The following is a 24,447-nucleotide window of genomic DNA, read 5'->3' as shown; positions in this document are numbered from 1 at the left end:
CCTATAGAACAGCTTCTCATTATAGCTCTCCAGCCTTTAATTTCGCATGCCACTCTTTTAAGGATGGAATATCTTCTTCTTTAATAGCACCTGATTCATTTGCTGCTTCAATCAGATAATCGAAGTTAGTTAATGAGACATATTGGATGCCTGCTTCATCAAATGCTTGTTCAGCTCGTGGGAGATTGTATGTGTAGACACAAACAACTCCTAGTACTTCACAGCCTGCTGCACGCAATGCTTCAACTGCTGTAATCGAAGAACCACCTGTAGAGACGATATCCTCCACTACAACCACTTTTTGACCCGCTGCGTATTTTCCTTCAATTTGATTACCACGTCCATGTTCTTTCGCTTTAGAGCGTACATAAACCATTGGTAATTCTAAAATATCACTTACCCATGCTGCATGTGGGATACCTGCTGTTGCTGTACCTGCTACTATTTCTGTCGCACCAAAACTCTCTTTAATTACAGCTGCTAAGCCATTCGCAAGTTGCTTACGAATAACAGGGTCAGAGATTGTTAAACGTGTATCACAGTAAATAGGTGATTTAATTCCAGATGCCCATGTAAATAATTCTGTTGGATTTAATTCTACAGCACCCACCTTTAGCATAGCGTGTGCAATTTCATTTTGTAATGTCATTATTTATGCCTCCCATAATTCACTTACGATTTTATATGCCGCTACTGGATCCTGTGCACCTGTTACAGCACGTCCAACAACGATGAGTGACGAACCATCACGCTTTGCCCCATCTGGTGTGGCAATACGTTTTTGATCGTGTGCAGCGCCACCTGCTAGACGAATCCCAGGCGTTACACGAAGAAACTGATCTCCACACACTTCAGCTATTGCCTTAGACTCGTGTACTGAACAAACGACACCTTGTAAGCCAGCTTGTTTTGTTAGACGCGCATAATGTAGAACAGACTCCTGTAAGGATAAAGCAATTCTTTGCTCCGCCTGCATTTGCTCCTCTGTTGTGGAAGTTAATTGTGTTACGGCAATTAATGCTGGACGTTCCTTGCCAGCAGATGTTCCTGCTTCTAGACCTTCTAGGGCAGCCTCCATCATTGGACGACCACCTGCCGCATGGACATTGACTAGATTTACTCCTAGTTTTGCTAAGCCCTTCATAGCAGAGCCTACTGTATTCGGGATATCATGCAGTTTTAAATCAAGGAAAATATCATGACCTAATTCTTTTACTTTGTGAACAATATCAGGCCCTTCTTGCATATATAATTCCATACCAATTTTCACGAAAAGAGGCTCATTGAAGTGCTTTAAAAAATCGAATACTTCTTTTTCTCCTGGAAAATCTAATGCTAGTATAGGTTTAGTATTCATCAACGATGGCTCCTTCCAATAATATCTGTAATATGTTCTACCCCAAGTGCGTCAAGCTTGGCTGGTAATTCATCAATAATATTTGGGCAAACGAAGTGGTCTACAAAATTTGCTGTTCCTACTGCTACAGCCGAAGCACCTGCGGACATAAAATCAATGACATCCTGTGCTTCTGTTACACCTCCCATGCCAATTATCGGAATTTTGACAGCCTTGTATACTTCATAAACCATTCGGATGGCTACAGGCTTTACAGCAGGACCCGATAGGCCACCTGTGCCATTCGCGATGACTGGTTTCCCTGTCCGCTCATCTAAACGCATACCTACTAATGTGTTAATCATTGTTATACCATCTGCGCCACCCGCTTCCACAGCCAAAGCAATGTCTACGATATTGGTTACATTCGGTGATAGCTTCACATAAACAGGAACATTCGATTCAGCTTTAACCGCCTTAACAAGCTCACATGCTGTGTCAGGGTCTGTCCCAAATTGAATGCCACCACACTTAACATTTGGACATGAAATATTCAGCTCTAAAGCTTTGACATTAGGTGCTGCTGAAATACGTCTTGCTACTTCTACATAATCCGCAGTCTCCGTCCCAGCCACATTGGCGATGATTGGTACATCATAGCCCGCTAAAAATTTTAATTCCTCGTTCATCACTTTTTCAATGCCTGGATTTTGTAGCCCAATTGCATTTAACATCCCTGCTGCTGTTTCAGCCACACGCGGTGTTGGATTACCTGCACGAGTTTCAACTGTTGTTGCTTTAATCATTATTGCCCCTAGCTTGGATAGATCGTAAAGCTGTGCATATTCACGTCCAAAGCCAAAGCAACCTGAAGCTGGCATAATAGGGTTTTTTAAATCTAAACCTGGTAATTGAATGTTTAAACGACTCATAATGCCACCGTACCTTTCGGGAAAACTGGACCATCAGAGCATACTTTGACATAGTCTTTTGCTACTTCATCAGTTGTTTTGCATACACATGCAAAACAAGCACCTATACCGCAGCCCATACGCTCTTCAAATGATAAATAACCTTCTTTTTCTGGATAGAAGCCTTCAAGTGCTTTTAACATTGGTAGAGGACCGCAAGAATAAAAGACTTCGAATTCAGGTGCTCGAGACTCTAACACATTTGTCACAAAGCCTTTTGTCCCTTTAGAGCCGTCAACCGTTACATAGTGCGTTTCTCCAAGGGCACTGAATTCTTCCTCATAGAAGCATACATCTTCCGTTTGAAAGCCGAGCACATGTATTGTTTTAACACCACGAGCATTTAATTGCTTGGAAAGCTCGTATAGTGGAGGCACTCCGATTCCTCCACCAACTAACAGGGCTGTTCCTCCATCTTTTACTGCGTCTACTGGGAAACCATTGCCAATTGGACCAAGGACATTGACCTGTTGACCTTCACGATTTGTCGCTAACACTTTGGTACCACGACCCTCAGCTCGGTAGATCATTGTAAATTCATTGTTGTCTTTATCTATATTTGCAATACTAATTGGTCGACGTAAAAGCGGCTCCAAAGAATCCGACACCTTTACATGGACAAACTGGCCAGGAGTCATATCCTGAACCAGTTCACCATGAAGTGTCAGTTCGAAAATGTTTGTCGCAATTTGCTTTTGAGAGACGACCGTCATTTTCTCTTGACGTATCATATTAGTGTACTACCTCCGCTTTTGGCATTTCTTCTGCTGTAAATGTCATAGATTCGATGACACGTACCATTGCTTCTGCTGTATCTAATGATGTGAGACAAGGAACGCCATTCTCTACAGACTCACGACGGATTCGGAAACCATCTCGAGCTGGTTGCTTACCTTTTGTTAATGTATTCACAACAAGCTGAGCTTCACCATTTTGGATCAGGTCAATCAGTGTTTGTCCCTTCGCCCCAATCTTGCCAACAACATCTGTGCGCACTCCAGCAGCTTCAAATGCTTTTGCTGTTCCCTCAGTTGCTACAATACGATAGCCCACTGTTGAGAAACGTTTTGCTAATGCGATTGCTTCTTCTTTATCCTTATCAGATACTGTAAACAATACTGTTCCTTCTGTGCGAATTTCCATGCCTGCTGCCACTAAACCTTTATAAAGTGCTTTTTCTAAAGTTGCATCTTTGCCCATTACTTCCCCAGTAGATTTCATTTCAGGGCCTAATGTTATATCTACACGGCGTAATTTGGCAAATGAGAACACCGGAACTTTCACAAATACACCTTTTTGTTCAGGCGCTAACCCTGTTGGATAGCCCTGCTCGACAATTGATTTCCCTAAAATTGCTTTCGTTGCAATATTAGCCATAGGGATATTTGTAATTTTACTTAAGAATGGTACTGTGCGTGATGAACGTGGATTCACCTCAATGACAAATACCTCCCCTTGGGAAATTACATATTGAATGTTCATTAAGCCAACGATTCCAAGACCTTTCGCAAGACGTGTTGTATAGTCTACTAATGTATCTTTTTGATGCTGTGTTAATTTCTGTGGTGGGTAAACTGATATAGAGTCACCAGAGTGTACCCCTGCGCGTTCAATATGTTCCATAATACCTGGGATTAATACATTTTCTCCATCACAGATAGCATCTACCTCAATTTCTTGACCTGTTAGGTAACGGTCCACTAATACCGGATGATCTGGAGATGCTTCTACCGCGTTCTCCATGTAGTGCTTTAATTCTCCCTGGTTGTAAACAATTTCCATCGCACGTCCACCTAGAACATAGGAAGGACGAACAAGTACTGGGAAGCCCAGACGCTCACCAATTGCAATTGCTTCCACTGTAGAAACCGCTGTTTCACCCTGTGGCTGTGGAATATTTAAGTCACGTAAAGCTTGTTCGAATTTATCGCGGTTCTCTGCACGGTCGATATCCTCTAGAGAAGTTCCTAAGATTTTCACACCATTTGCAGCTAACTTATCAGCAAGATTAATCGCAGTTTGACCACCGAATTGAACAACAACTCCAATTGGCTGCTCTAAGTCGATAATATGCATAACATCCTCGATTGTTAATGGCTCGAAGTATAATTTATCAGAAATTGAGAAGTCCGTAGACACTGTTTCTGGATTTGAGTTGATAATGATTGCTTCATAGCCTGCCTCTTGAATGGCCCATACTGAATGGACAGTAGCATAGTCGAATTCTACCCCTTGCCCGATGCGGATAGGTCCTGAACCTAGTACTACTACAGACGGCTTTTCTGACTTAATCGATTCGTTTTCTTCCTCATATGTGCCGTAGAAGTAAGGTGTTTCAGATTCAAACTCTGCTGCACATGTATCAACCATTTTATAGACAGGAATAATCCCATGCTCTTTACGATATGCGGAGATTGCTTCTTCTGTCGTGTTCCAAAGCTCAGCAATTTTCTTATCTGCAAAGCCTAAACGTTTTGCAGTACGTAGCACTTCTTGATCATCTTTATGGTCAACTAGCGTTCGTTCCATATCTACAATGTTTTTAAATTTATTTAAGAAGAATAGGTCAATGGCTGACCATTCATGGATTTGTTCAATTGTCACACCACGGCGTAACGCTTCCCCGATGAAGAATAAACGCTCATCTCCAGCCTTACGGATACGTTTTTCAATCCAAGAGTCAGAGTTTTCTTCAGCATGCTTTAGCTCTAAGTGTACTTGACCTGTTTCAAGTGAACGAACCGCCTTTAACATCGCTTCCTCGAATGTACGGCCTAGCGCCATCACTTCACCAGTAGCCTTCATTTGCGTGCCAAGATTACGCTTTGCTGATTCGAATTTATCGAATGGCCAGCGTGGAATTTTAGCGACAATGTAATCAAGTGCAGGCTCAAAGCAAGCATATGTTGAACCTGTTACAGGGTTTTTAATTTCATCTAATGTTAAACCAACTGCAATTTTTGCTGCTAGCTTGGCAATTGGATAGCCTGTTGCTTTAGAGGCTAACGCAGAAGAACGTGACACACGCGGATTTACTTCAATTACATAGTAGTTGAAGCTATATGGATCTAGTGCTAGCTGTACGTTACAACCACCTTCGATTTTTAACGCACGGATAATATCTAAGGAAATATTACGCAGCATTTGATTTTCACGATCTGATAATGTTTGAGTTGGTGCTACTACAATCGAATCACCTGTGTGAATTCCTACTGGGTCAACATTTTCCATGTTACATACTACAATGGCATTATCTACTGCATCGCGCATTACTTCATATTCTATCTCTTTATAGCCTGCAATTGATTTTTCTAGTAAGCATTGTGTTACGGGTGAATATTTAAGGCCCGATGTTACGATTTCCTCTAAATCCTGATCATTGTAGCAAATACCGCCTCCTGTACCACCTAGCGTAAAGGCTGGACGAACAATAACAGGGTAGCCAATTTTGACTACAAATTTTTTCGCTTCGTCTAAGGAATGGATAATATCAGACTCAGGTACTGGAGCACCCAATTCGTACATTAAGTTACGGAATAAATCTCGGTCCTCTGCTTTATGAATAGCATCTAGTTTTGTTCCTAGGATTTCTATACCAAGCTCATCTAAAATGCCTGATTTATCTAATTCAATCGCCATGTTAAGGCCAGTTTGACCACCAAGCGTTGGTAAAATAGCATCTGGGCGTTCTTTTCGTAAAATGCGAGAGACAAAATCAAGAGAAATCGGTTCGATATAAACTTTATCCGCAATTTCTGTATCTGTCATAATTGTGGCAGGGTTTGAGTTGATTAAGATAACACGGTAGCCCTCTTCTTTTAATGACAAACACGCTTGTGTTCCTGCGTAGTCAAATTCTGCTGCTTGTCCGATGACGATTGGGCCTGAGCCGATTACTAAAATTGTTTCAATATCTGTACGTTTAGGCATGTTGTTTCCCCTTCCCTGCTTCTACTTCCATCATTTCGATAAACTCATCAAATAAGTGGTTTGAATCTTCTGGTCCCGGTGATGCTTCTGGGTGGTATTGTACTGTGAAAATCGGATATTTTTTATGACGTACACCTTCACATGTACCGTCATTTAAGGCGATATGTGTCAATTCTAAATCAGTATCTTGTAATGATTCGATATCGATAGCGTAGCCGTGATTTTGAGATGTTAAATCTGTACGACCTGTGCGTAAATCTTTTACTGGATGATTGCCACCGCGGTGTCCAAATGGTAGTTTAAAGGCCTTGGCTCCACTAGCTAACGAAAAGATTTGATGACCTAAGCAAATACCGAACATTGGCACTTTTCCAATTAAGTTACGTACTGTTTCGATACCTTCTTGGACATCTTCTGGATTTCCTGGTCCGTTTGAGAGCATGATGCCATCTGGATGCCAAGCTAAAATTTCTTCAGCTGACGTATTGTAAGGAACTACTAGTACATCACAATCTCGTTTATTTAATTCACGAAGGATGCCGTGTTTCATACCATAGTCAATTAAGACCACTCGTTTACCTCGTCCAGGTGATGGATAGGCCGCTTTTGGCGATACTTCACGTACATGGTGTGTTATAGCTGGTGTCGCTTGCAGTTGCGCAACAACCTCACTCACATTTACTTCTTCATTGGCTGCTGTCAAAATCGCCTTTACTGATCCTTTACTACGAATAATACGTGTTAATTTACGCGTATCAATTCCCTCAATACCTGGGATATCTTTGGATGTTAAATAGTCATCTAATGTTAAATCGCAACGGAAGTTAGAAGGCGTTTTAGCTAATTCGCGTACAACGAATCCACGTATAGCTGGCGTAATGGATTCAAAATCATCTCGGTTAATGCCGTAGTTTCCTACCATTGGATATGTCAATGTAACAATTTGACCATAGAATGAAGGGTCTGAAATTGTTTCTTGATATCCTGTCATACCTGTCGTAAATACAACCTCACCTTGTGAAGCACGATCACTCCCAAATGCTGAACCTGTAAATACTGTGCCATCCTCTAAAACTAGTAAACGTTTTTTCATTACTCTGCCTCCTGATATACGATATTTCCTTCAAAAATTGTTAGAACCGGCCAACCTTTTGCAACCCAACCGTTAAATGGTGTATTACGTCCTTTTGATACAAAGCCTTCCGCATCAATTGCTTGTTCTTTTTGAATATCTATTAAAATCATATCCGCTGAAGCACCAACTGCTAATGTGCCATAGGGTAGATCAAAAATTTCAGCTGCTTTCACGGACATCCAGTCTATTAATTGTTTTAAAGTCCATTTCCCTGTTTCAACAAATTGTGTATACAGTAGTGGGAAGGCTGTTTCGAAACCTACAATGCCAAACGGTGCCCCCACCATACCACAGCATTTTTCTTCCACTGTATGTGGCGCATGGTCTGTCGCGATACAATCGATAGTCCCATCAAGTAGTGCTGCATGTAGCGAATCTTTGTCATCAGCCCCACGCAATGGTGGATTCATTTTCCAGTTCGCATCATCGGATGGAATATCCATTTCTTCTAGTAATAAATGATGCGGACAAACCTCTGCTGTTACACGAATTCCCGCTGCCTTTGCATCTCTTACAGCACGAACAGATTCTTTTGTTGATACGTGACAAACGTGGTAGCGTGCACCTGCAGCCTCAGCAAGCAGTACATCTCTTGCAATTTGAACGGATTCGCAAATGGAAGGAATCCCCGGAAGATCAAGCTCCTTATTACGCTTTCCTTCATGCATAACCCCATCATAAATTAATGAATTGTCCTCGCAATGCGCTACAACTACCATATCGTGCTGGGCAGCTTCCTTCATTTGCTCGTACATTGTTGAAGCAAGCTGAATTCCTACGCCATCATCTGAGAATGCTACAGCTCCATGTGCCTTTAACTCCTCCACATTTGTTCGAACTTCCCCAGAAATATCCTTTGTTAGCGAACCGTATGGGAGTACTCGAATAACAGCACTTTCTTTAATCAGCCCATTAATAAGCTGCATGTTTTCCACTGAATCTGGTACTGGCTTTGTATTTGGCATGGCGCAAATTGTCGTAAAGCCACCTTTTGCTGCTGAGGCAGACCCTGTTGCGATTGTTTCTTTATGTTCAAAGCCTGGCTCTCGTAAATGTGTATGCACATCGACAAAGCCTGGTGCTACAATAAAGCCATTACCTTCAATGACCTCTGCATCTACTACCGTTACCTCTTGGCCAATTGCTGTAATTTTTCCTTCTGCCATGGCGATATTGACTGTTTGAAGCTCACCTTGTTCATTTAATATTTGTACATTTTGAAGTACTTTTGTCATGTTATTCTCTCCCCCTTAAAATTGTTTCCACAATGGCCATCCGTGTGTAGACTCCATTTCGCACCTGCTCGAAAATCCGAGAGCGTCCACACTCTACAAGCTCAGAAGCAATTTCTACATCACGATTCACTGGTGCTGGATGCATAATAATAGCTGATTCTTTCATTTGCTTTTCTCGTTCTAATGTTAAGCCGTATTCTTGATGGTAGCCTTCTTTCGAAAAGCTTTTATTTACTTTATGACGTTCATGTTGCACACGTAATAGCATAATGACATCGCTAATTTCGATTAAATCATCCCAAGAATGATGAGCTTCAAATCCTCCTGACCATTCTTCTGGACAAAGGAAATGAACATTTGCCCCTAAACGTTGCAATGCATGGGCATTTGATTTAGCTACTCGACTATGTGAGATATCCCCAACAATCGTAATATTCAACCCTTCAAAATAACCAAACTCTTTTTTTATTGTATATAGATCCAATAATGATTGGGATGGATGTTGTCCTGCGCCGTCCCCTGCATTGATGATAGCTACATTAATACCATTTAGTAGCTCATTATAATATTCATCTTCTGATGCTCGAATAATGACTGCATCTAAACCAATCATTTCTAAAGTTTTGACCGTATCGTACAATGTCTCCCCTTTAGTCACACTCGAAAACCCTGCATCAAAAGGGATAATATGACAGCCAATTTTATGCTCAGCCATTTCGAAGCTTGATTTTGTCCGTGTACTTGGTTCAAAAAATAAGTTGGCAACGTTGTAAGTCCGAGATAACGATGATGTTTCACCATTTTCAAACGCTTGCGCAAGATCTAGGATGTGGTTAATCTCTTCTGTTGTTAAATGTTCCATCGATAATAAGTTCTTCATCATGTGACCCCCATAAGGTTGTGTGTCATGAACGTCTATGTATGACGTTCTTTTCATAAAGTAAAAGCCCCGTTGATGTCATCAACGAGGCATAAGGAGGCGTGACAAACTACAGCAGGGAACCATCCTTACTTTAGCCTATCCACAACTTCCCTTTTTTTGCCTCTCTGGACAATTCATTAAAAGGTACTACTATGAATTTTTATTTTGATTGTATGGTACGGGTTTTTCGGCTTCCTTCTTACCTGGTAATATAGCATTCAATAGCACCCCGATGATAGCGGCTAGTGCCATTCCTTCAATACTCAAGGATTCTGAAATGACGAACTTCGCTCCGCCAATCCCGATGACTAAAATCACTGAAGCAATCACCAGATTACGACTGTTCCCAAAATCAATATGATTATCTACTAGCATCCGTAAACCACTAGCTGCGATAATACCGAAGAGCAAGATGGATACCCCACCTAGTACTGCGGTTGGTATAGTTGCAATCACTGCCATTGCTTTCCCGAAGAATGATAGTAATATGGCTACTATTGCAGCACCTGCGATAACGTACACACTATAAACACGAGTAATTGCTAGAACCCCAATATTTTCACCGTAAGTTGTTTTAGGTGGACCACCGATTAATGCACTTACAAATGTGCCAAGTCCATCACCTAGTAGGGAACGGTGCAAACCAGGTTCCTTAATGTAATCACGATTAACTACTTTTCCTAATACAAGCTGATGACCAATATGTTCAGAAATCGTTACAATCACGATTGGTACCATGACAAGTAGGATTTTTGTTGTGATTTCAAATTCATAATGCACACCAGGTAGCAAGAAGTCTGGCATAGCAAAGAATTTTGCGTTGGCAATCGGTGTATAATCTACAATGTCGACAATCATGGAGTAAATATAGCCTACGATTAAGCCCATCAAAATTGGCATTGTACTTAAAATTCCTTTAAAGAAAATCGTGAAGATAATCGCTGTAAACACTGTGACTAAAGCTGCTGAGAAGTGTAAAAAGCTATACTCCCCATTGACGTTCATCGCCATATTCACGGCCGTACCCGATAGGCCTAGTCCAATAACCATAATTACTGGTCCAACTACAATCGGTGGTAAAATTTTCATTATCCACTTATAACCACTTTTCCAAATGATTAAAGATACGATTCCGTACGTGATTCCGACAGCCATTGCGCCAATCATGGCATTTCCTGGGTTTACACTGGAGCCATCCTCGTTCAAACCGCCTGCCGCCAATAATATGGGAGCAATAAAGGCAAAGGAGGAGCCTAAGTAAGCCGGTACCTGAAATTTTGTAATTAATAGGAAGAATATTGTTGCAATCCCACTTGTTAAAAGGGCAATTGCAGGGCTAAGACCTACTAACTGTGGCACTAAGATTGTTGAACCAAACATTGCAAACATATGCTGGAAACTTAATGTCACTAGCTGAAGTGGGGTTGGTTTATCCTTAATATCTAATACTGCATTTGACATTTTGTTTCCTCACTTTATTGTTCGTCTTCTTTATAAATAATAACGCAATCTTCTCCATCCACATCTTGTAAATTGACAATGATGCGCTCAGAGCCAGAAGTCGGAACATTTTTCCCTACGTAATCTGCTCTGATTGGTAACTCTCGATGACCTCTATCAACTAGAACAGCTAGTTGAATTTGTCCAGGTCTTCCTAAATCCATGACAGCGTCTAGTGCTGCGCGAACTGTTCGCCCTGTATAAAGAACATCATCGACTAAAATAATTTTTTGATTTTTCACTTCATGCTCAATGTCAACTTGCTCAACATGTGCTTGTTCATTTTCATGCTTCATTGTTAAATCATCGCGATAAAGTGTAATATCAAGCTCGCCAGTACGAATCGGTTTACCTTCGATCTTTTCAATTCGTTGTGCCAAGCGTTTGGCTAGAAAAGCACCTCGTGTTTTAATGCCAACTAAAATACATTCATCAATTCCTTTGTTACGTTCAATAATTTCATGAGCAATACGTGTTAATGCTCGTGCCATTGAAGGGCCATCTAACAATTCATTTTGAGCCAAGTTCGTTTCCTCCTCTCTACAATCTAATGTGGCCATATGTCCATAAAAAAACCTCTCGAGGCGAATAGCCTGAGAGGGTTGTATACGTGTTTAAAAAGCATGTTGGAAAATTTGCAGCACAAATTTTTTGCAACACTATCACATGACCCTTCTCAGCCTCTCTGGACTGCTATTAAAGGTGAATATTTAGTTAGGTTGTTCATTCACTGTCGTTAGTATAGACTTTCTTTGCGTATACGTCAATGCTTATTTCGTAATTCATTTAATAATTGCTCATAATCAGCAGGAAGTGGTGTTTCAAACTCTAAGTATTCACCTGAAGTAGGATGATTGAAGCCTAGCGTTGCTGCATGAAGAACTTGTCCACCAAAATCAATTGTCTTTTTCGGTCCATACTTTGGATCTCCAACAAGCGGGAAGCCGATATAATTCATATGCACACGAATTTGATGTGTTCGTCCTGTTTCTAGACGGCACTCTACAAGCGTATAATCACCAAAGCGCTCTACCACATGGAAATGAGTAACTGCATGTTTACCATTATCAACAATAGCCTGCTTCTGACGGTCCTTCTGATCACGACCGATTGGCGCATCAATAGTCCCTTTATCATGTGCAATATGCCCATGTACAAGAGCAATATATTTACGAGTAACCGTTTTATTGACTAGCTGATCCACTAATGATTCATGAGCTACATCATTTTTCGCAACCATTAATAAGCCGGATGTATCTTTATCAATACGATGGACTATACCTGGACGCATAATCCCATTGATACCCGATAAATCTTTACATTGATACATTAACCCATTTACTAGCGTGCCTGTCAAATGCCCTGGTGCTGGATGAACGACCATACCCTTTGGTTTGTTCACAACAAGAACATCAGCATCCTCATAAACAATATCAAGTGCTAGATTTTCTGCGATTACATCAAGCGGTTCAGCTTCTGGTACATCGATAGCAATAACGTCCCCCGCTTTTACTTTATATTTTGGTTTCACAGCATCACCATTTACTTTGATACTTCCGTCACTAACCCAGTTCCCAATCTGCGTGCGCGACCATTCAGATTGTAAGCTTGAAAGTGCTTTATCAATGCGCTCTCCTTGCTGTTGTTCTTCGATTGTATATGTTACTTGAGTCATTGTTTCACCTGTTTCTTCTCTTTTTTATCTTCCATAATTAAGCCAATCATTAGTATAACAACAGCAATCGTCAATGCAGCATCTGCCACATTAAAAATTGGGAAATCATACTTAATAATCGGAATTAAAACATCTACAAAATCGACCACTTCTCCTCTAAATAAACGATCGATAAAGTTCCCTATTGCTCCACCAAGTAATAGCATTAAGCCCACTTGAAAAATTGGCTTCCCTTTTGCTTCTTTATGATAAAAATAAACAATGGCACAGATAACAGCAACTGTCACGATACTAAACAACCACATTTGCCCTTCTAGCATCCCCCATGCTGCACCTTTATTACGATGAGATAAAATGCCAAACCATGGGTCTAATACAGCAATCCGTTCACCATACTCCATATTTTTCACAATCAACCACTTTGTCCATTGGTCCAATAATACGACAAAGGCAGCCAATCCGTAATATTTATACACAAACATTCCTCCGTTCGCTCAACATCTAACCTATTCTACCATATCAACACCATTCACAATAACTAATATCACATCAAAATATGGCGGATTCCAAATCTCTTGAACATACAAAAAAGCTATCTCTATCACTTTTTGAGCAATAGAAATAGCCAAACTTATTGTTTTATACTGTTTCAGATTCTTTTGAATGGACCCGCTTCATAAAATCATTGACATCAGCAGGTACCTTTCGATCTAATAGTGACACAATAATCACTGATAAGAAACCGACAGGAACCGTCACAATTCCAGGAATTTTAAACTGTAAGAAACTCGGTAAAGTTCCTGGTAAAAAAATCATCCACATGGATACCCCAAGCCCAATAAGTAATCCTGCAATGGCTCCTTTTTCTGTCATGCCTCTCCACCAAATACCTAAAATGAATATTGGCGTAAATGTACTTGCTGCGACTGTAAAGGCGAGCGCCACTAAATGACCGATAGATGCATCCTTAACAAGAAGCCCAAGTGCTCCATACAAAATACCCAATAGGACGATAGCTACTTTTCCAGCAATGACACGCTGTTTTTGCGTAATGTCCTTCTTCATAATGTTAGCATATAAATCATGAGCGAGTGCCCCAGAACTTGTAATAAAGAGCCCGGAAAGATTGGAGAAAATAGCTGCAAATGCCCCCGCTATAACTAAGCCAAGCAACCATTTACCACCTAGAGCTAGCGCTGTAGTCGGTATCACCATATTGTTTCCGCCAAGTACAAGATCACGCATAACCTCTTCACTAGCTGTTCCCGAGATGAAAATTGAACGACCAACAACACCCAAATAAACCGCTAATAAAAAGAACGTACTAGCAATCCCAATAGCCATTAGCGCTGATTTTCGAGCTGCTTTAGCACTTGGATTCGTATAAAAACGCAATAAAATATGAGGAAGTCCTATCGTTCCTAAAGCTAAACCAATCGTCATGCTTATTGTTTGCCAAAACGTTGGGAAATAAAAGCCTGTCCCTGTCCATGCAGCACCATCAAAATTAACATCATTCCCATCTAAAGCATAGGGGGAGGTGCCTGTAATAGGGCCACTAAAGGAATTAATAGCTGCAAGAATTTTATCGTAATGTAAGCCACTATATACCGCTGCTACTAGCATCACAATAAATGCACCAAGACGAATCCACAGCTCCAATGCTTGGTTAATGGTTGTTCCTTTCATTCCACCAATACCTACATAAAAAATCATGACAACACATGTAAAGATAATGCCAAATTCATAGGAAGTGCCGAAAAACATACTTAAAATTTGAGCAGCACCCAATAGTTGCGGAGCCGCATAAAAGCCTGAAATCGCTAATACTACCGCAACCGCTACTAGTCGTGCTCGTTTACTATGAAAACGATAGCCCAAGAAATCCGCTACCGTAAATGCACCAAATCGTCTCAAAGGACCCGCTACGAATATAGCTAATAAGGTTAAACCAATTGAGAAACAAAAAGCATAATAAGCTCCGTCATATCCGAGTTGAAATGTTAATCCAGCAATACCGAGGAATGTGGCTGCACTTAAATAATCCCCACCAATTGCTGAACCATTTGTAAACCAGCCAAAGCTTCTTCCTCCTACAAAGAAATCCGATGCTGTTGCATTTCTTTTTGTTAAATACGTAATGTATACAATCGTTCCCATTAATGCAATGGTCATTAACATCTTTGGTTCTAAAAGAGCTTCCATCATTCAACTCATCCCCCTTGTTTCAACTACTTATTGGCTAAATCATATTTTTTCAGGCGTTTTTCGTACATGGCAGTATGCACATAAGCAATAATAAATGCCATGGCCATCATGACAACAGTTGTCACAAACCAGGTTACCGTCATGCCACCCCACATTTTCTTAAAGGCAAATGCTGGTGCAAACCAATTCATAACAGGGATACTAAAAATTAATATAAAATAAAATACCGATAAGCCTAAACCCGTTGTAAATTCATCTTTCATAATTTTATTGGTCTCCGCATCTAGAGGTGGAAGATCCTTTACATCAATGGTGCCTGCCTCTACGTATTCATAATCATGACTCCCTACTTCTGCCATAGCCAACTCCCCCTTTATTTGTATCAGTAAATAATTATCTGAAATTTCAAATTATTATTTACTACAATTATTTTATTCTATTTCAACATCAATATAGATATAAAATATTGCTGTATTAGTACAAAAAAATGCTATTTTAAGTTAAAATATTTCTATCATTTTTATTCTTGGGGGTTGGTAGCATTTTAAAGGTGGTATGGTTTATGGAAAGCTCATTGGATAAGCAACAAATGAGAGATTGGTTAGAAGAAGTTTTACCAAACGCTTTAATGGAGTGTAAAGAGCCAAAACCAGAAGATGACACCATTATTGTCTATGAAGTCAATCGGTTATTTGATTGGGTGAAGATTAAGCGACTAAAAAGAAATTATCCTAATAGTATAATTGTCCCAATTGTTACAGAACACCTCACCTACTCGACTGGTATAGCAATTGAATTAGTTTTACCTGCACTTCTCATCAAACCATTACAAAAATCAAAATTTTTACGAATTGTAAAAAAATTACACACTTCCTATCAGGAGAAAAAGGGTAGCACACTTACCATGCTCGACCTGACACAACAAATTTCCCAACATCAAACTTCTCCTTTCCGAGAAGCTTTTTTAAAACGTCTTATACGCGGTGAGATTGATAATGAACAGGAAATCATACAATCTGCATCCTTTTTATCGACTAACTGTATTCCTAATATGGTGTTCTTAATACAAGGCTATATTGATGTAAATGAAGAGAGAGCTCATCCACAAGATGCATGTAGCATTATCACAACTGTTATTCAGCAGAAATTTGCAGATAAAGCGCCGTTATCCTTTTTACATTTTGAACGCTATTTACTTCTTCTTTTGCGAATTCCTAAAGACTATAACTCATTCAAGCATTGGTCAGAGGGCAAAGCATCTTTATTAGAGGTCATCGAGACACTAAAAAAGGACCATTGTATCCACCTTTTTATAGGGGTTGGGGGCGTATTTCAGGATGCTATGCAAGTGAAGGAGTCCTATACTCAGGCACGAAAAGCTCGAAGAAAACCGCCTATTGATAACATTCATATACGGTATTACGAAGATTTAACGAAGCACCAACAGCTTCAAAAGGCCATTCAATTTATAGAAGAGCATTTTGACGAACAGCTTTCTATAAGTGAAGTTGCGAAATATATAAGCTTTAGCCCAACACATTTTAGCAGGCTATTTAAAAAAGAAACGGGTCGCAATTTTGTTGACTATGTTGCCTTTACACGTATTATCAAAACTTTACCCTTTTTACGAAAGTTTGATTATACGGTTGATAAAATTTCCTCTACCTGTGGGTTCAATACACCGAATTATTACAGTCTAACCTTTAAAAAATATGTTGGAATATCGCCAACAGACTACCGCAATACGAAAGAAATTTTGTTTAAATAGGATGTAGTTTTTCGAGAATCTGCAAAAACCACATGAAAAAAGCAAGCCCCCTAAAGGAGACTTGCTTATAAGCTACATAGAATGCAGATTCTTATTATTCACTGATTCCACTTACGCGTAATATTTTTCTACTACTTCTGCACAGCGAGCACAAACTGTCGGATGTACCTCATTCGCACCAACTGTTTCCGAAATAGACCAGCAACGTTCACACTTCTCACCTGTAGCCTTTTCAACAACAATGGATACATGTTCAAGTACCAAAGCATCTGCTGGTGCTTCTTCAATTGTAGCTACCTCAAAAGCAGAAACGATAGATAGTTGTGCAAAATCAATGTTTGCATCGTTCAATAATGCTACAATATCTTCTTTTGCATATACTGTTACTTTTGCTTCAAGAGACTTACCAATCGTTTTAGCATTACGAGCTTCTTCCAACGCTTTTAAAATATCATCACGTACATCAATGATTTTCTCCCATTTTGCACGAAGATTTTCAAAATTAGCTTGTACATCTTCCACTGGGAAGTCCGTTAATTGAACAGAAGCTTCCTCTACGATACCTTGAGCATGTAAGTATGACCACATTTCATCTGTAGTATGAGGGATGATCGGTGTCATAATTTTAACTAAAGTCATTAATGTATCATAAATAACTGTTTGCATTGCTCGTCGATCTTTGTTGTCAGAACCTTCGATGTAAACTACATCTTTTGCAATATCTAAATAGAATGAAGATAACTCTACTGCTACAAAATTATTCACAACATGATAAACAGCAGCGAAATCATAACGATCATATGCAGCACGTACAGTTTTTAAAACATCCTGTAAACGCATATACACATATTGATCCATTTCACGAAGCTCTGCGTAGGCTACACGATCTTTTGTTGGATCGAAATCAGCAATATTGCCGTGTAGGAAACGGAAAGTGTTACGAATTTTACGATATACTTCTGATACTTGCTTCAACATATCCATAGAAATTCGCACGTCAGCAGTATAGTCTACAGAAGCAACCCATAGACGAAGAATATCTGCTCCATATTGATCCATTACCTTTTGTGGAATGATGACATTCCCTAATGATTTACTCATTTTACGACCTTCACCATCAAGAACGAAACCATGCGTTAAAAGTCCTTTATATGGTGCAAAGCCGTTAATAGCTACTGATGTAATAAGAGAAGAGTTAAACCATCCACGGTGTTGGTCAGAGCCTTCTAAATATAGATCAGCAGGGTATTTCATGCCACGTTCTACAAGTACACCTTGGTGTGAAGAACCTGAGTCGAACCATACGTCCATAATATCATTTTCTTTTGTAAATTCACCGTTCGGGCTACCCGGATGTGTAAAGCCTTCTGGTAACAACTCTTTTGCTGTTTTTTGGAACCAAATATTTGAGCCATGTTCACGGAATAGTGCTGAGATATGGCTAATTGTTTCAGATGTAATAATTGGTTCACCATTTTCAGCGTAGAAAATTGGAATTGGTACACCCCAAGCACGCTGACGAGAAATTACCCAATCTCCACGGTCACGAATCATATTGTAAAGACGTGTTTCTCCCCAAGCTGGTGTAAATGCAGTTGCTTTAACAGCCTCTAATAGCTCTCCACGGAACGCTTCAACAGACGCAAACCATTGCGGTGTGGCACGATAAATAACTGGTTTTTTTGTACGCCAATCATGTGGGTATGAGTGTGAAATGAAACCAAGACTTTCTAATGCATCTACTTCTTTTAGCTTTTCTGTAACTAGTTTATTGGCATCATTATAAAAGACGCCCTCAAACCCAGGTGCTTCATCCGTATAGCAGCCACTATTATCAAGTGGGCTAAGAATGTCTAAGCCATATTGCTTACTAATATGATAATCGTCTTCCCCGTGTCCTGGAGCCGTGTGAACACAGCCAGTACCTGCGTCAGCAGTAACATGTTCCCCTACCATTACAAGTGAATCACGATCATAGAAAGGATGTTGAGCGACAATACGATCTAATGCTTCACCCTTCACTTCTTGAACAACTTCATATGCTTCCCATTCAAGAGCAGTTGCCACAGTTTCTAATAAATCTTTTGCAATGATGAATTTTTTATTTGCTACTGCAACGACAACATAAACGAACTCAGGATTTAAAGAAATCCCTAAGTTTGCTGGTAATGTCCAAGGAGTTGTTGTCCAAATAACAAATTTAGCATCTGCTGGTACAACACCTTTTGCATCTTTAATAGCAAAGCTTACATAAATGGAAGGCGATTTAATATCTTTATATTCAATTTCTGCTTCAGCAAGAGCAGATTCAGAAGACGGTGACCAATATACTGGTTTTAAACCTTTATAAATATATCCTTTTTCCGCCATCTTTCCGAATACTTCAATTTGACGAGCTTCAAACTCAGGTTTCAATGTAATATAAGGATTTTCCCAATTACCACGGATCCCTAAACGACGGAATTGATTTCGTTGATTGTCAATTTGCTCATATGCATATTCTTCACAAAGTTGACGGAAAGCTGCTACTGACATTTCTTTACGTTTGACACCTTTATTTGTCAATGCTTGTTCGATAGGTAGACCATGCGTATCCCAGCCAGGAATATAATTAACATGGTAACCAGTCATTGAACGATGACGTGTAATCATATCCTTTAATACTTTATTCAATGCATGTCCAATATGAATATCACCATTTGCATACGGAGGGCCATCATGAAGTACATATTCAGGACGACCTTCTGTACGCTCCATCTGTAATTTGTTAATATCCATCTCATTCCATTTATCTTGCATTTTTGGTTCATTTGCTGGTAAATTTCCACGCATTGGGAAATCCGTTTTTGGCATTAATAAAGTATCTTTGTATTCCACCATAAAAAAATCCTCCTTTATTTTACATCAAGCATATCGACACTCTTCTCATACGACAGTTATGGGCTAACTTTTCTGAAACAATTCGCGGACAAATAAAAAAAGCCCTCATCCACTAAGGGACGAGAAGCTTCTACTCGCGGTACCACCCTACTTGTAGCACAATCCAATAGATTGCACTACCTCTTTCAAGCACATTAACGTCGTGCATCACGAAATAACTTACTTTTTTCAGTTATTTAGCTCAGAAGTGATGTTCATTGTTAGTTGCTTGTTTGGGCTTCCACTATCCCCAAATCGCTTCACCACGCCTAACAAATACTGTCTTCGTCTCTGCTTCTATGCATATGTCTGTACAAAATAATTACTATTACAAAGTATATGAAATTCAAACAATCGCGTCAAGCTTCATTTAAATTTGATCCTCTCCATGAAAAGGAGAGTTACATATCTTCTGCTTCTTGCGCTTCATCTACAGATGCTTGAATTTCTGTTAAATCGATATCATACTGAAGCAAATGATCCCAATCGTCTGCATTTAATAAATCAAGCTGGGCTTCAACAAGCATTTTGAAACGATTACGGAACACCTTAGATTGTTTTTTAAGCTCATCAATTTCAATTGTAACCTTACGTGCTTTCGTTAAAGCATCATTAACGATTCGATCAGCATTTTTCTCTGCTTCTTTGACGATAAGCTTTGCCTCTTTTTGAGAATTTCTACGTACTTCATCTGCAGCTTCTTGTGCAACCACAATAGATTTTTGTAAAGTTTCTTCTAAAGAGCTAAAATGCCTCGCTTGTTCTAAGGCCATTTCTAGTTGCTTATCAACCTCTTTTTTTTCGCGCAGCAAAATTTCATAGTCTTTAATGATTTGATCTAAAAATTCATTTACTTCATCTTCAGCATATCCTCTGAAAGCTTTTGTAAACTCCTTATTATGTATATCAATAGGTGATAATGGCATACTATCCTTCTCTCCTTTTCGTGTACATTCGTATTTCCTATTATACAATTCTTCCGACAACTTAGCAGTATAAATTAATGAAATTTACTTTTCTTTTAGCTTTTTTGGGCCAATCGACCGACTTGTATACGGATTTTATCTTTTTTTGTACGGCCTTCTGTCATAATTATTTTCATACGACCGCTCCCTCTTATCGATAAAATATCCCCTTCTTGTAATTCAAAAGCAACGGCATCACGCTCTGTCCAATTTACACGCACTTTTTTACCAGTAATTAAAGCTTGTGCTTTTTGACGAGACACTTTCAAAACGGTTGCAATAATAACATCTAATCGCATGGAGGTAACCGTGTGAGATTCCTCCAGCCATTCATCTTCATTAATAAGAAGAGGCTCCTGTTCTTTAAGGGATTCGATATGTACCTTTACTTTACCAATGCCCGTTAAATGTAAACGGACATATTCTGCCACTTCTCGTGCAACGACAAATTGGATTTGATGCTCACTCACGCGAATATCACCGAATTTACTTCGATGTAACCCTAATGATAACAAGGCTCCTAAAACATCTGGATGGCGTAATTGTACAAATTTAACGGGATACTGAAGTGTAAAAGCTGTCAGTTGAAAGTCTTTATCAGTAGGCTCATAGTAGGCTGGATAAATGAGCATACGTTGTCTCTCCGCCTCATTAAATAGCCCCGCACATAATGTATTCATTGAGTCATCCTGTCCAATAATAGATGTCACTATAAAGCGCTGTCTTGGATCAAGAAAATCAGTCAGCTTAGGTGCATAGCGATCCTCTACCTCCCGCTGCCAGCTTATTACCTGTTCAATAAAAGGTTGCTCATCTTTCCGAAAATGCTGAATCAAGTGCTCCATCTCGTTGTCTCCTCTTTCATCGTTCCTATTTGCTTCATTGATTGGATAAACATAGTATTCCCAATCATTGGTACTTTGACATCATGGCATTAAATTTTTTTCGAGTTCAGTCGAATAGTCACTATAAAATTCGCGACGTCTGCTTTTCCTCTATTTTCTATATAAATAAAAAACCCCCACTAAAACGTGAGGATTTTATATTTATACGAACATAAGAAATAATTTCTGAATGACTATCACAAGTCCTCTTTCAATAAAATTCAGCATAAAGATTGCCACAATTGGTGAAATATCAATCATACCAAGCGGTGGGATAAACTTTCGGAATATCCCCAAATAAGGCTCACACACTTTTTCAAGCATTCGTCCAATGGCTGAATTTTGAGCGGCAGGCACCCAAGACATTAAGATATATGCAATTAGCATAAATGAATAGATCCTAAATGCTAATGATACATAACCAAGTATTATAAAAAAAGTCATATAAACTACAATCCTCGCTATTAATTATCGTCTAAAATAAAGTTTGTAATTTCACCAGTCACTTCTACATTGTCTGGAGTGCAAAGGAAAATATCTTTTCCGATACGTTGTATATCCCCTGCAAGGGCATAAACTGTGCCACTTAAAAAATCAATAATGCGTTTACCTTGCTCTCGCTCAATACGTTGTAAATTGACGATAGCTGCACGTTTATTTTTTAAATGTTCCGCGATATCTTGTGCTTCTGCATAGACTCTAGGCTCTATTAAGACAACTTTTGCTCCTTTGGAACTCATCGCAGCTTGTAAGCTGACAATATTATTAGGAGTAGCTGTACTTTGTGGCACAATTTCATGGATCGATGCCTTACGTTCTTTAATTGTTTTTTTAGGCTTTACTGAATGAATCGGTTGCTGTTGTTGTTGTACGGGTTGTTGCTGCTGAATAGGAGCTTGCGTGATTTCTTCTTCTAGTTCTTCTTCAAGGTAAAAGAAGTTTTTAATTTTATTTTTCATGCTCATCCTGTTCCCCTCTTTCATTTCCAACAAGAGCCGTTCCGACTCGAACAAAAGTAGCCCCTTCCTCTACCGCAATTTCAAAGTCATTAGACATGCCCATTGATAACTCGGTACAAGGTGCGTGTGCGAATCCTTGCTCGGCTATTTGCTGTTGACATTGTTTTAATTGCTTAAAAACAGAACGAATAAGTGCTTCGTCTTCTGTATTTGGTGCCATTGTCATTAAACCGACAACTTGGACTTTTGTAAAACTTTTCAATGATTCTACAAAAGGTAAAACTTCTTCCATGCTTAAACCATGTTTTGATTCTTCACCTGAAACATTTACTTGTATAAAACATTTTACAGGTTTTACTGCTCTTTTTTCAATTTCTTCTGCCAAACTCAAACGATCTAATGAATGTAAATAATCAATGCTGTTAATCACTTGTTTTACTTTACGTGTTTGTAGGGACCCGATATAATGCCAATTGACATGAGCTTGAATCGAAGATATTTTACGATTTAAACCTTCAGGTCGGTTTTCTCCTAAATGAGTCAATCCAGCTTCGATTGCTTCTTGCGTTCTTTCTACAGAAACCTCTTTCGTCACAGCTATTATTTGGACATTATTGGCTTCACAATTGACTCTTGTTTCTGCTGCTGCTATTAAATCATTTAGTTTGTTTAAATTTGCTAAAATTTTTGTCACTGTTTTTCCCAACTTTACAACATTAGTTTCTCTTATTGTAACAAGCAATGCTTGATTTATCAATGAATAGCCTGACCTATGTCAGCCTTTTAGGAAAGTGCCTTTACTAAAATGACATCCTTGCCAACAACAAGCACATCTTTCATATACACTTTTCTAACAGATTCTTCTCCTTTAAAAAAACCAAGATATTTTCGGGGCTCGGCAATTAAAAATGCTGTTACATAGCCCGTTTCTTTCGATACCTCAGCATCTACCACAAATCCTATAAATCGTCCATTTCCTGCTTCAATTACTTCTTTTTGTTGTAACAATGAGAACCGCAATGAAAAACCTCCTCTATCCATTACTCTTTCATCTAAATTATTTTTCTCTATCATCAAACTTTGCTGTCTCTTTATATTTATGTATCAATCGTTCATTGAATGAAGATAAAATGCGCACCGAATAATTCGATGCGCATTTTTTATTTGTAATCTTTTTGCATTGTTTCAATTGCATTTTTTTCAAGACGTGAAATTTGTGCTTGTGAAATCCCTAATTCCTTAGCGATCTCAGTTTGTGTTTCACCGTAATAAAAACGTTTTGCCACGATCATTTGCTGACGTTCATCTAGTTTTTGCAAGCTTTCCTTTACCGACACGTAGGCAACCCATTGATCTTCTGATACATCATCATCACGTAATTGGTCCATCATATAAACAGCATCCCCTCCATCTGAATATATGGGCTCTTGTAATGACATAGGGTCTTGAATAGCATCTAAAGCAAATAAAACATCTTCTTTTTTCATCTCGATCATGTCAGCAATTTCTTCAATCGTTGGTTCGCGCAAATTTTCGGTTATCCACTGTTCTTTTGCCTGCATTGCCTTATACGCAATATCTCTTAAAGAACGAGATACTCGTAATGCATGATGATCACGCAGATGGCGACGAATTTCACCAATGATCATTGGGACAGCATATGTTGAAAATCTTACATTATGCTTTAAATCAAAATGATCAATGGCTTTCATGAGGCCAATACAGCCTACTTGAAATAAATCATCTGCCTGTTCACCTCTATAGGCAAATCTACCGACAATACTTAGCACTAACCTTAAATTGCACATGACAAGCTCTTCTCTGATTTCAGTTTCACCGGCTTGTAAACGAATGAAGAGTTCCTTCATTTCCTCGTGCTTTAAAATTGGCAAAGTCGATGTATCTAAGCCGCAAAGATCTACTTTTGTTCGCATATTCGATTCCTCCGGATGTTATTCTCTGACTAAACCGTGACATCAGTTTGTCCGAGAGAAACAAGAATATGCACAAAAGCTATGACCAATTTTAGGTAGGCTAATT

The 24,447-nt window shown here is 39.2% G+C and carries 23 protein-coding genes and 1 other annotated feature; of the genes, 1 reads left to right on the top strand and 22 read right to left on the bottom strand.

The annotated features are described in order from the left end of the window. Window positions 1-19: 19 nt before the first annotated feature. From pyrE to MKY88_RS04940, 14 genes are all read right to left on the bottom strand, one after another. Complete coding sequence (gene pyrE / locus MKY88_RS05005; protein ID WP_069480300.1) at window positions 20-649, bottom strand: orotate phosphoribosyltransferase; 630 nt, start codon at window positions 647-649, stop codon at window positions 20-22. 3 nt (window positions 650-652) lie between these two features. Continuing rightward, a complete protein-coding gene (gene pyrF, locus MKY88_RS05000; protein WP_069480299.1) occupies window positions 653-1,357 on the bottom strand; it encodes an orotidine-5'-phosphate decarboxylase in 705 nt (234 codons plus the stop codon). After that, window positions 1,357-2,268, bottom strand: a complete 912-nt coding sequence (locus MKY88_RS04995; protein WP_069480298.1) for a dihydroorotate dehydrogenase — start codon at window positions 2,266-2,268, stop codon at window positions 1,357-1,359. The genes pyrF and MKY88_RS04995 overlap by 1 nt, the downstream gene beginning before the upstream one ends. Continuing rightward, window positions 2,265-3,038: a dihydroorotate dehydrogenase electron transfer subunit gene (locus tag MKY88_RS04990; RefSeq protein ID WP_193831135.1), complete on the bottom strand. Its 774-nt coding sequence runs from the start codon at window positions 3,036-3,038 to the stop codon at window positions 2,265-2,267. Before MKY88_RS04990 ends, MKY88_RS04995 begins: the two co-directional genes overlap by 4 nt. A gap of 1 nt (window position 3,039) precedes the next feature. Beyond that, a complete protein-coding gene (gene carB / locus MKY88_RS04985; protein ID WP_193831134.1) occupies window positions 3,040-6,237 on the bottom strand; it encodes a carbamoyl-phosphate synthase large subunit in 3,198 nt (1,065 codons plus the stop codon). Continuing rightward, complete coding sequence (locus MKY88_RS04980; protein ID WP_340813105.1) at window positions 6,230-7,330, bottom strand: carbamoyl phosphate synthase small subunit; 1,101 nt, start codon at window positions 7,328-7,330, stop codon at window positions 6,230-6,232. Before MKY88_RS04980 ends, carB begins: the two co-directional genes overlap by 8 nt. Continuing rightward, entirely contained in the window at window positions 7,330-8,607 is a 1,278-nt protein-coding gene (locus MKY88_RS04975; protein ID WP_340813104.1) for a dihydroorotase, read from the bottom strand. The genes MKY88_RS04980 and MKY88_RS04975 overlap by 1 nt, the downstream gene beginning before the upstream one ends. 1 nt (window position 8,608) lies before the next feature. Further along, a complete protein-coding gene (locus MKY88_RS04970; protein WP_193831131.1) occupies window positions 8,609-9,487 on the bottom strand; it encodes an aspartate carbamoyltransferase catalytic subunit in 879 nt (292 codons plus the stop codon). Window positions 9,488-9,679: 192 nt separating this feature from the next. Continuing rightward, window positions 9,680-10,990, bottom strand: coding sequence for a uracil-xanthine permease family protein (locus MKY88_RS04965; protein WP_031418932.1), 1,311 nt, complete (start codon window positions 10,988-10,990; stop codon window positions 9,680-9,682). A gap of 14 nt (window positions 10,991-11,004) precedes the next feature. Beyond that, a complete protein-coding gene (gene pyrR / locus MKY88_RS04960; RefSeq protein ID WP_025113865.1) occupies window positions 11,005-11,553 on the bottom strand; it encodes a bifunctional pyr operon transcriptional regulator/uracil phosphoribosyltransferase PyrR in 549 nt (182 codons plus the stop codon). Window positions 11,554-11,792: 239 nt separating this feature from the next. Then, complete coding sequence (locus tag MKY88_RS04955) at window positions 11,793-12,704, bottom strand: RluA family pseudouridine synthase (protein ID WP_328203092.1); 912 nt, start codon at window positions 12,702-12,704, stop codon at window positions 11,793-11,795. Further along, complete coding sequence (lspA, locus tag MKY88_RS04950) at window positions 12,701-13,180, bottom strand: signal peptidase II (protein ID WP_269780954.1); 480 nt, start codon at window positions 13,178-13,180, stop codon at window positions 12,701-12,703. Before lspA ends, MKY88_RS04955 begins: the two co-directional genes overlap by 4 nt. A 163-nt stretch (window positions 13,181-13,343) precedes the next feature. Continuing rightward, window positions 13,344-14,912 carry a sodium/solute symporter gene (locus tag MKY88_RS04945; RefSeq protein WP_036147375.1) on the bottom strand — a complete coding sequence of 523 codons (1,569 nt, stop codon included), beginning with the start codon at window positions 14,910-14,912 and terminating at the stop codon, window positions 13,344-13,346. Window positions 14,913-14,935: 23 nt separating this feature from the next. Then, window positions 14,936-15,271 (bottom strand): hypothetical protein, encoded by a 336-nt coding sequence (locus tag MKY88_RS04940; RefSeq protein WP_036123805.1) that lies wholly within the window; start codon window positions 15,269-15,271, stop codon window positions 14,936-14,938. Window positions 15,272-15,474: 203 nt separating this feature from the next. Here MKY88_RS04940 and MKY88_RS04935 point away from each other — a divergent pair, with 203 nt between their 5' ends. Continuing rightward, window positions 15,475-16,680, top strand: a complete 1,206-nt coding sequence (locus MKY88_RS04935) for an AraC family transcriptional regulator (RefSeq protein WP_193831127.1) — start codon at window positions 15,475-15,477, stop codon at window positions 16,678-16,680. A gap of 111 nt (window positions 16,681-16,791) precedes the next feature. Here MKY88_RS04935 and ileS read toward each other — a convergent pair whose 3' ends face one another. The 8 genes from ileS to sigG form a co-directional block, all read right to left on the bottom strand. Beyond that, window positions 16,792-19,560: an isoleucine--tRNA ligase gene (ileS, locus tag MKY88_RS04930; protein WP_340813099.1), complete on the bottom strand. Its 2,769-nt coding sequence runs from the start codon at window positions 19,558-19,560 to the stop codon at window positions 16,792-16,794. Between the two features lie 112 nt (window positions 19,561-19,672). Beyond that, window positions 19,673-19,900: a binding site (T-box leader), on the bottom strand. Window positions 19,901-20,000: 100 nt separating this feature from the next. Continuing rightward, window positions 20,001-20,525 (bottom strand): DivIVA domain-containing protein, encoded by a 525-nt coding sequence (locus MKY88_RS04925; protein ID WP_036226342.1) that lies wholly within the window; start codon window positions 20,523-20,525, stop codon window positions 20,001-20,003. Window positions 20,526-20,620: 95 nt separating this feature from the next. Further along, complete coding sequence (locus MKY88_RS04920) at window positions 20,621-21,409, bottom strand: YlmH family RNA-binding protein (RefSeq protein WP_340813098.1); 789 nt, start codon at window positions 21,407-21,409, stop codon at window positions 20,621-20,623. 201 nt (window positions 21,410-21,610) lie between these two features. Next, window positions 21,611-21,892, bottom strand: a complete 282-nt coding sequence (locus MKY88_RS04915; RefSeq protein ID WP_008173852.1) for a YggT family protein — start codon at window positions 21,890-21,892, stop codon at window positions 21,611-21,613. A 20-nt stretch (window positions 21,893-21,912) separates the two neighbouring features. Beyond that, window positions 21,913-22,413, bottom strand: coding sequence for a cell division protein SepF (locus tag MKY88_RS04910; RefSeq protein ID WP_036226338.1), 501 nt, complete (start codon window positions 22,411-22,413; stop codon window positions 21,913-21,915). Then, window positions 22,397-23,101 (bottom strand): YggS family pyridoxal phosphate-dependent enzyme, encoded by a 705-nt coding sequence (locus MKY88_RS04905; protein ID WP_340813095.1) that lies wholly within the window; start codon window positions 23,099-23,101, stop codon window positions 22,397-22,399. The genes MKY88_RS04910 and MKY88_RS04905 overlap by 17 nt, the downstream gene beginning before the upstream one ends. 89 nt (window positions 23,102-23,190) lie before the next feature. After that, window positions 23,191-23,427: a PRC-barrel domain-containing protein gene (locus MKY88_RS04900; protein WP_025113853.1), complete on the bottom strand. Its 237-nt coding sequence runs from the start codon at window positions 23,425-23,427 to the stop codon at window positions 23,191-23,193. 140 nt (window positions 23,428-23,567) lie between these two features. After that, the gene (sigG, locus tag MKY88_RS04895; protein WP_025113852.1) at window positions 23,568-24,341 is read right to left on the bottom strand and encodes an RNA polymerase sporulation sigma factor SigG; all 774 of its coding nucleotides are present in this window, start codon (window positions 24,339-24,341) and stop codon (window positions 23,568-23,570) included. Window positions 24,342-24,447: the final 106 nt, after the last annotated feature.

Source organism: Lysinibacillus sp. FSL R7-0073 (assembly GCF_038009065.1).
Taxonomy (GTDB): Bacteria; Bacillota; Bacilli; order Bacillales_A; family Planococcaceae; genus Lysinibacillus; species Lysinibacillus fusiformis.
Note: the sequence above shows the minus strand (reverse complement) of the source record. Positions and strands in the feature narration are given on the sequence as shown.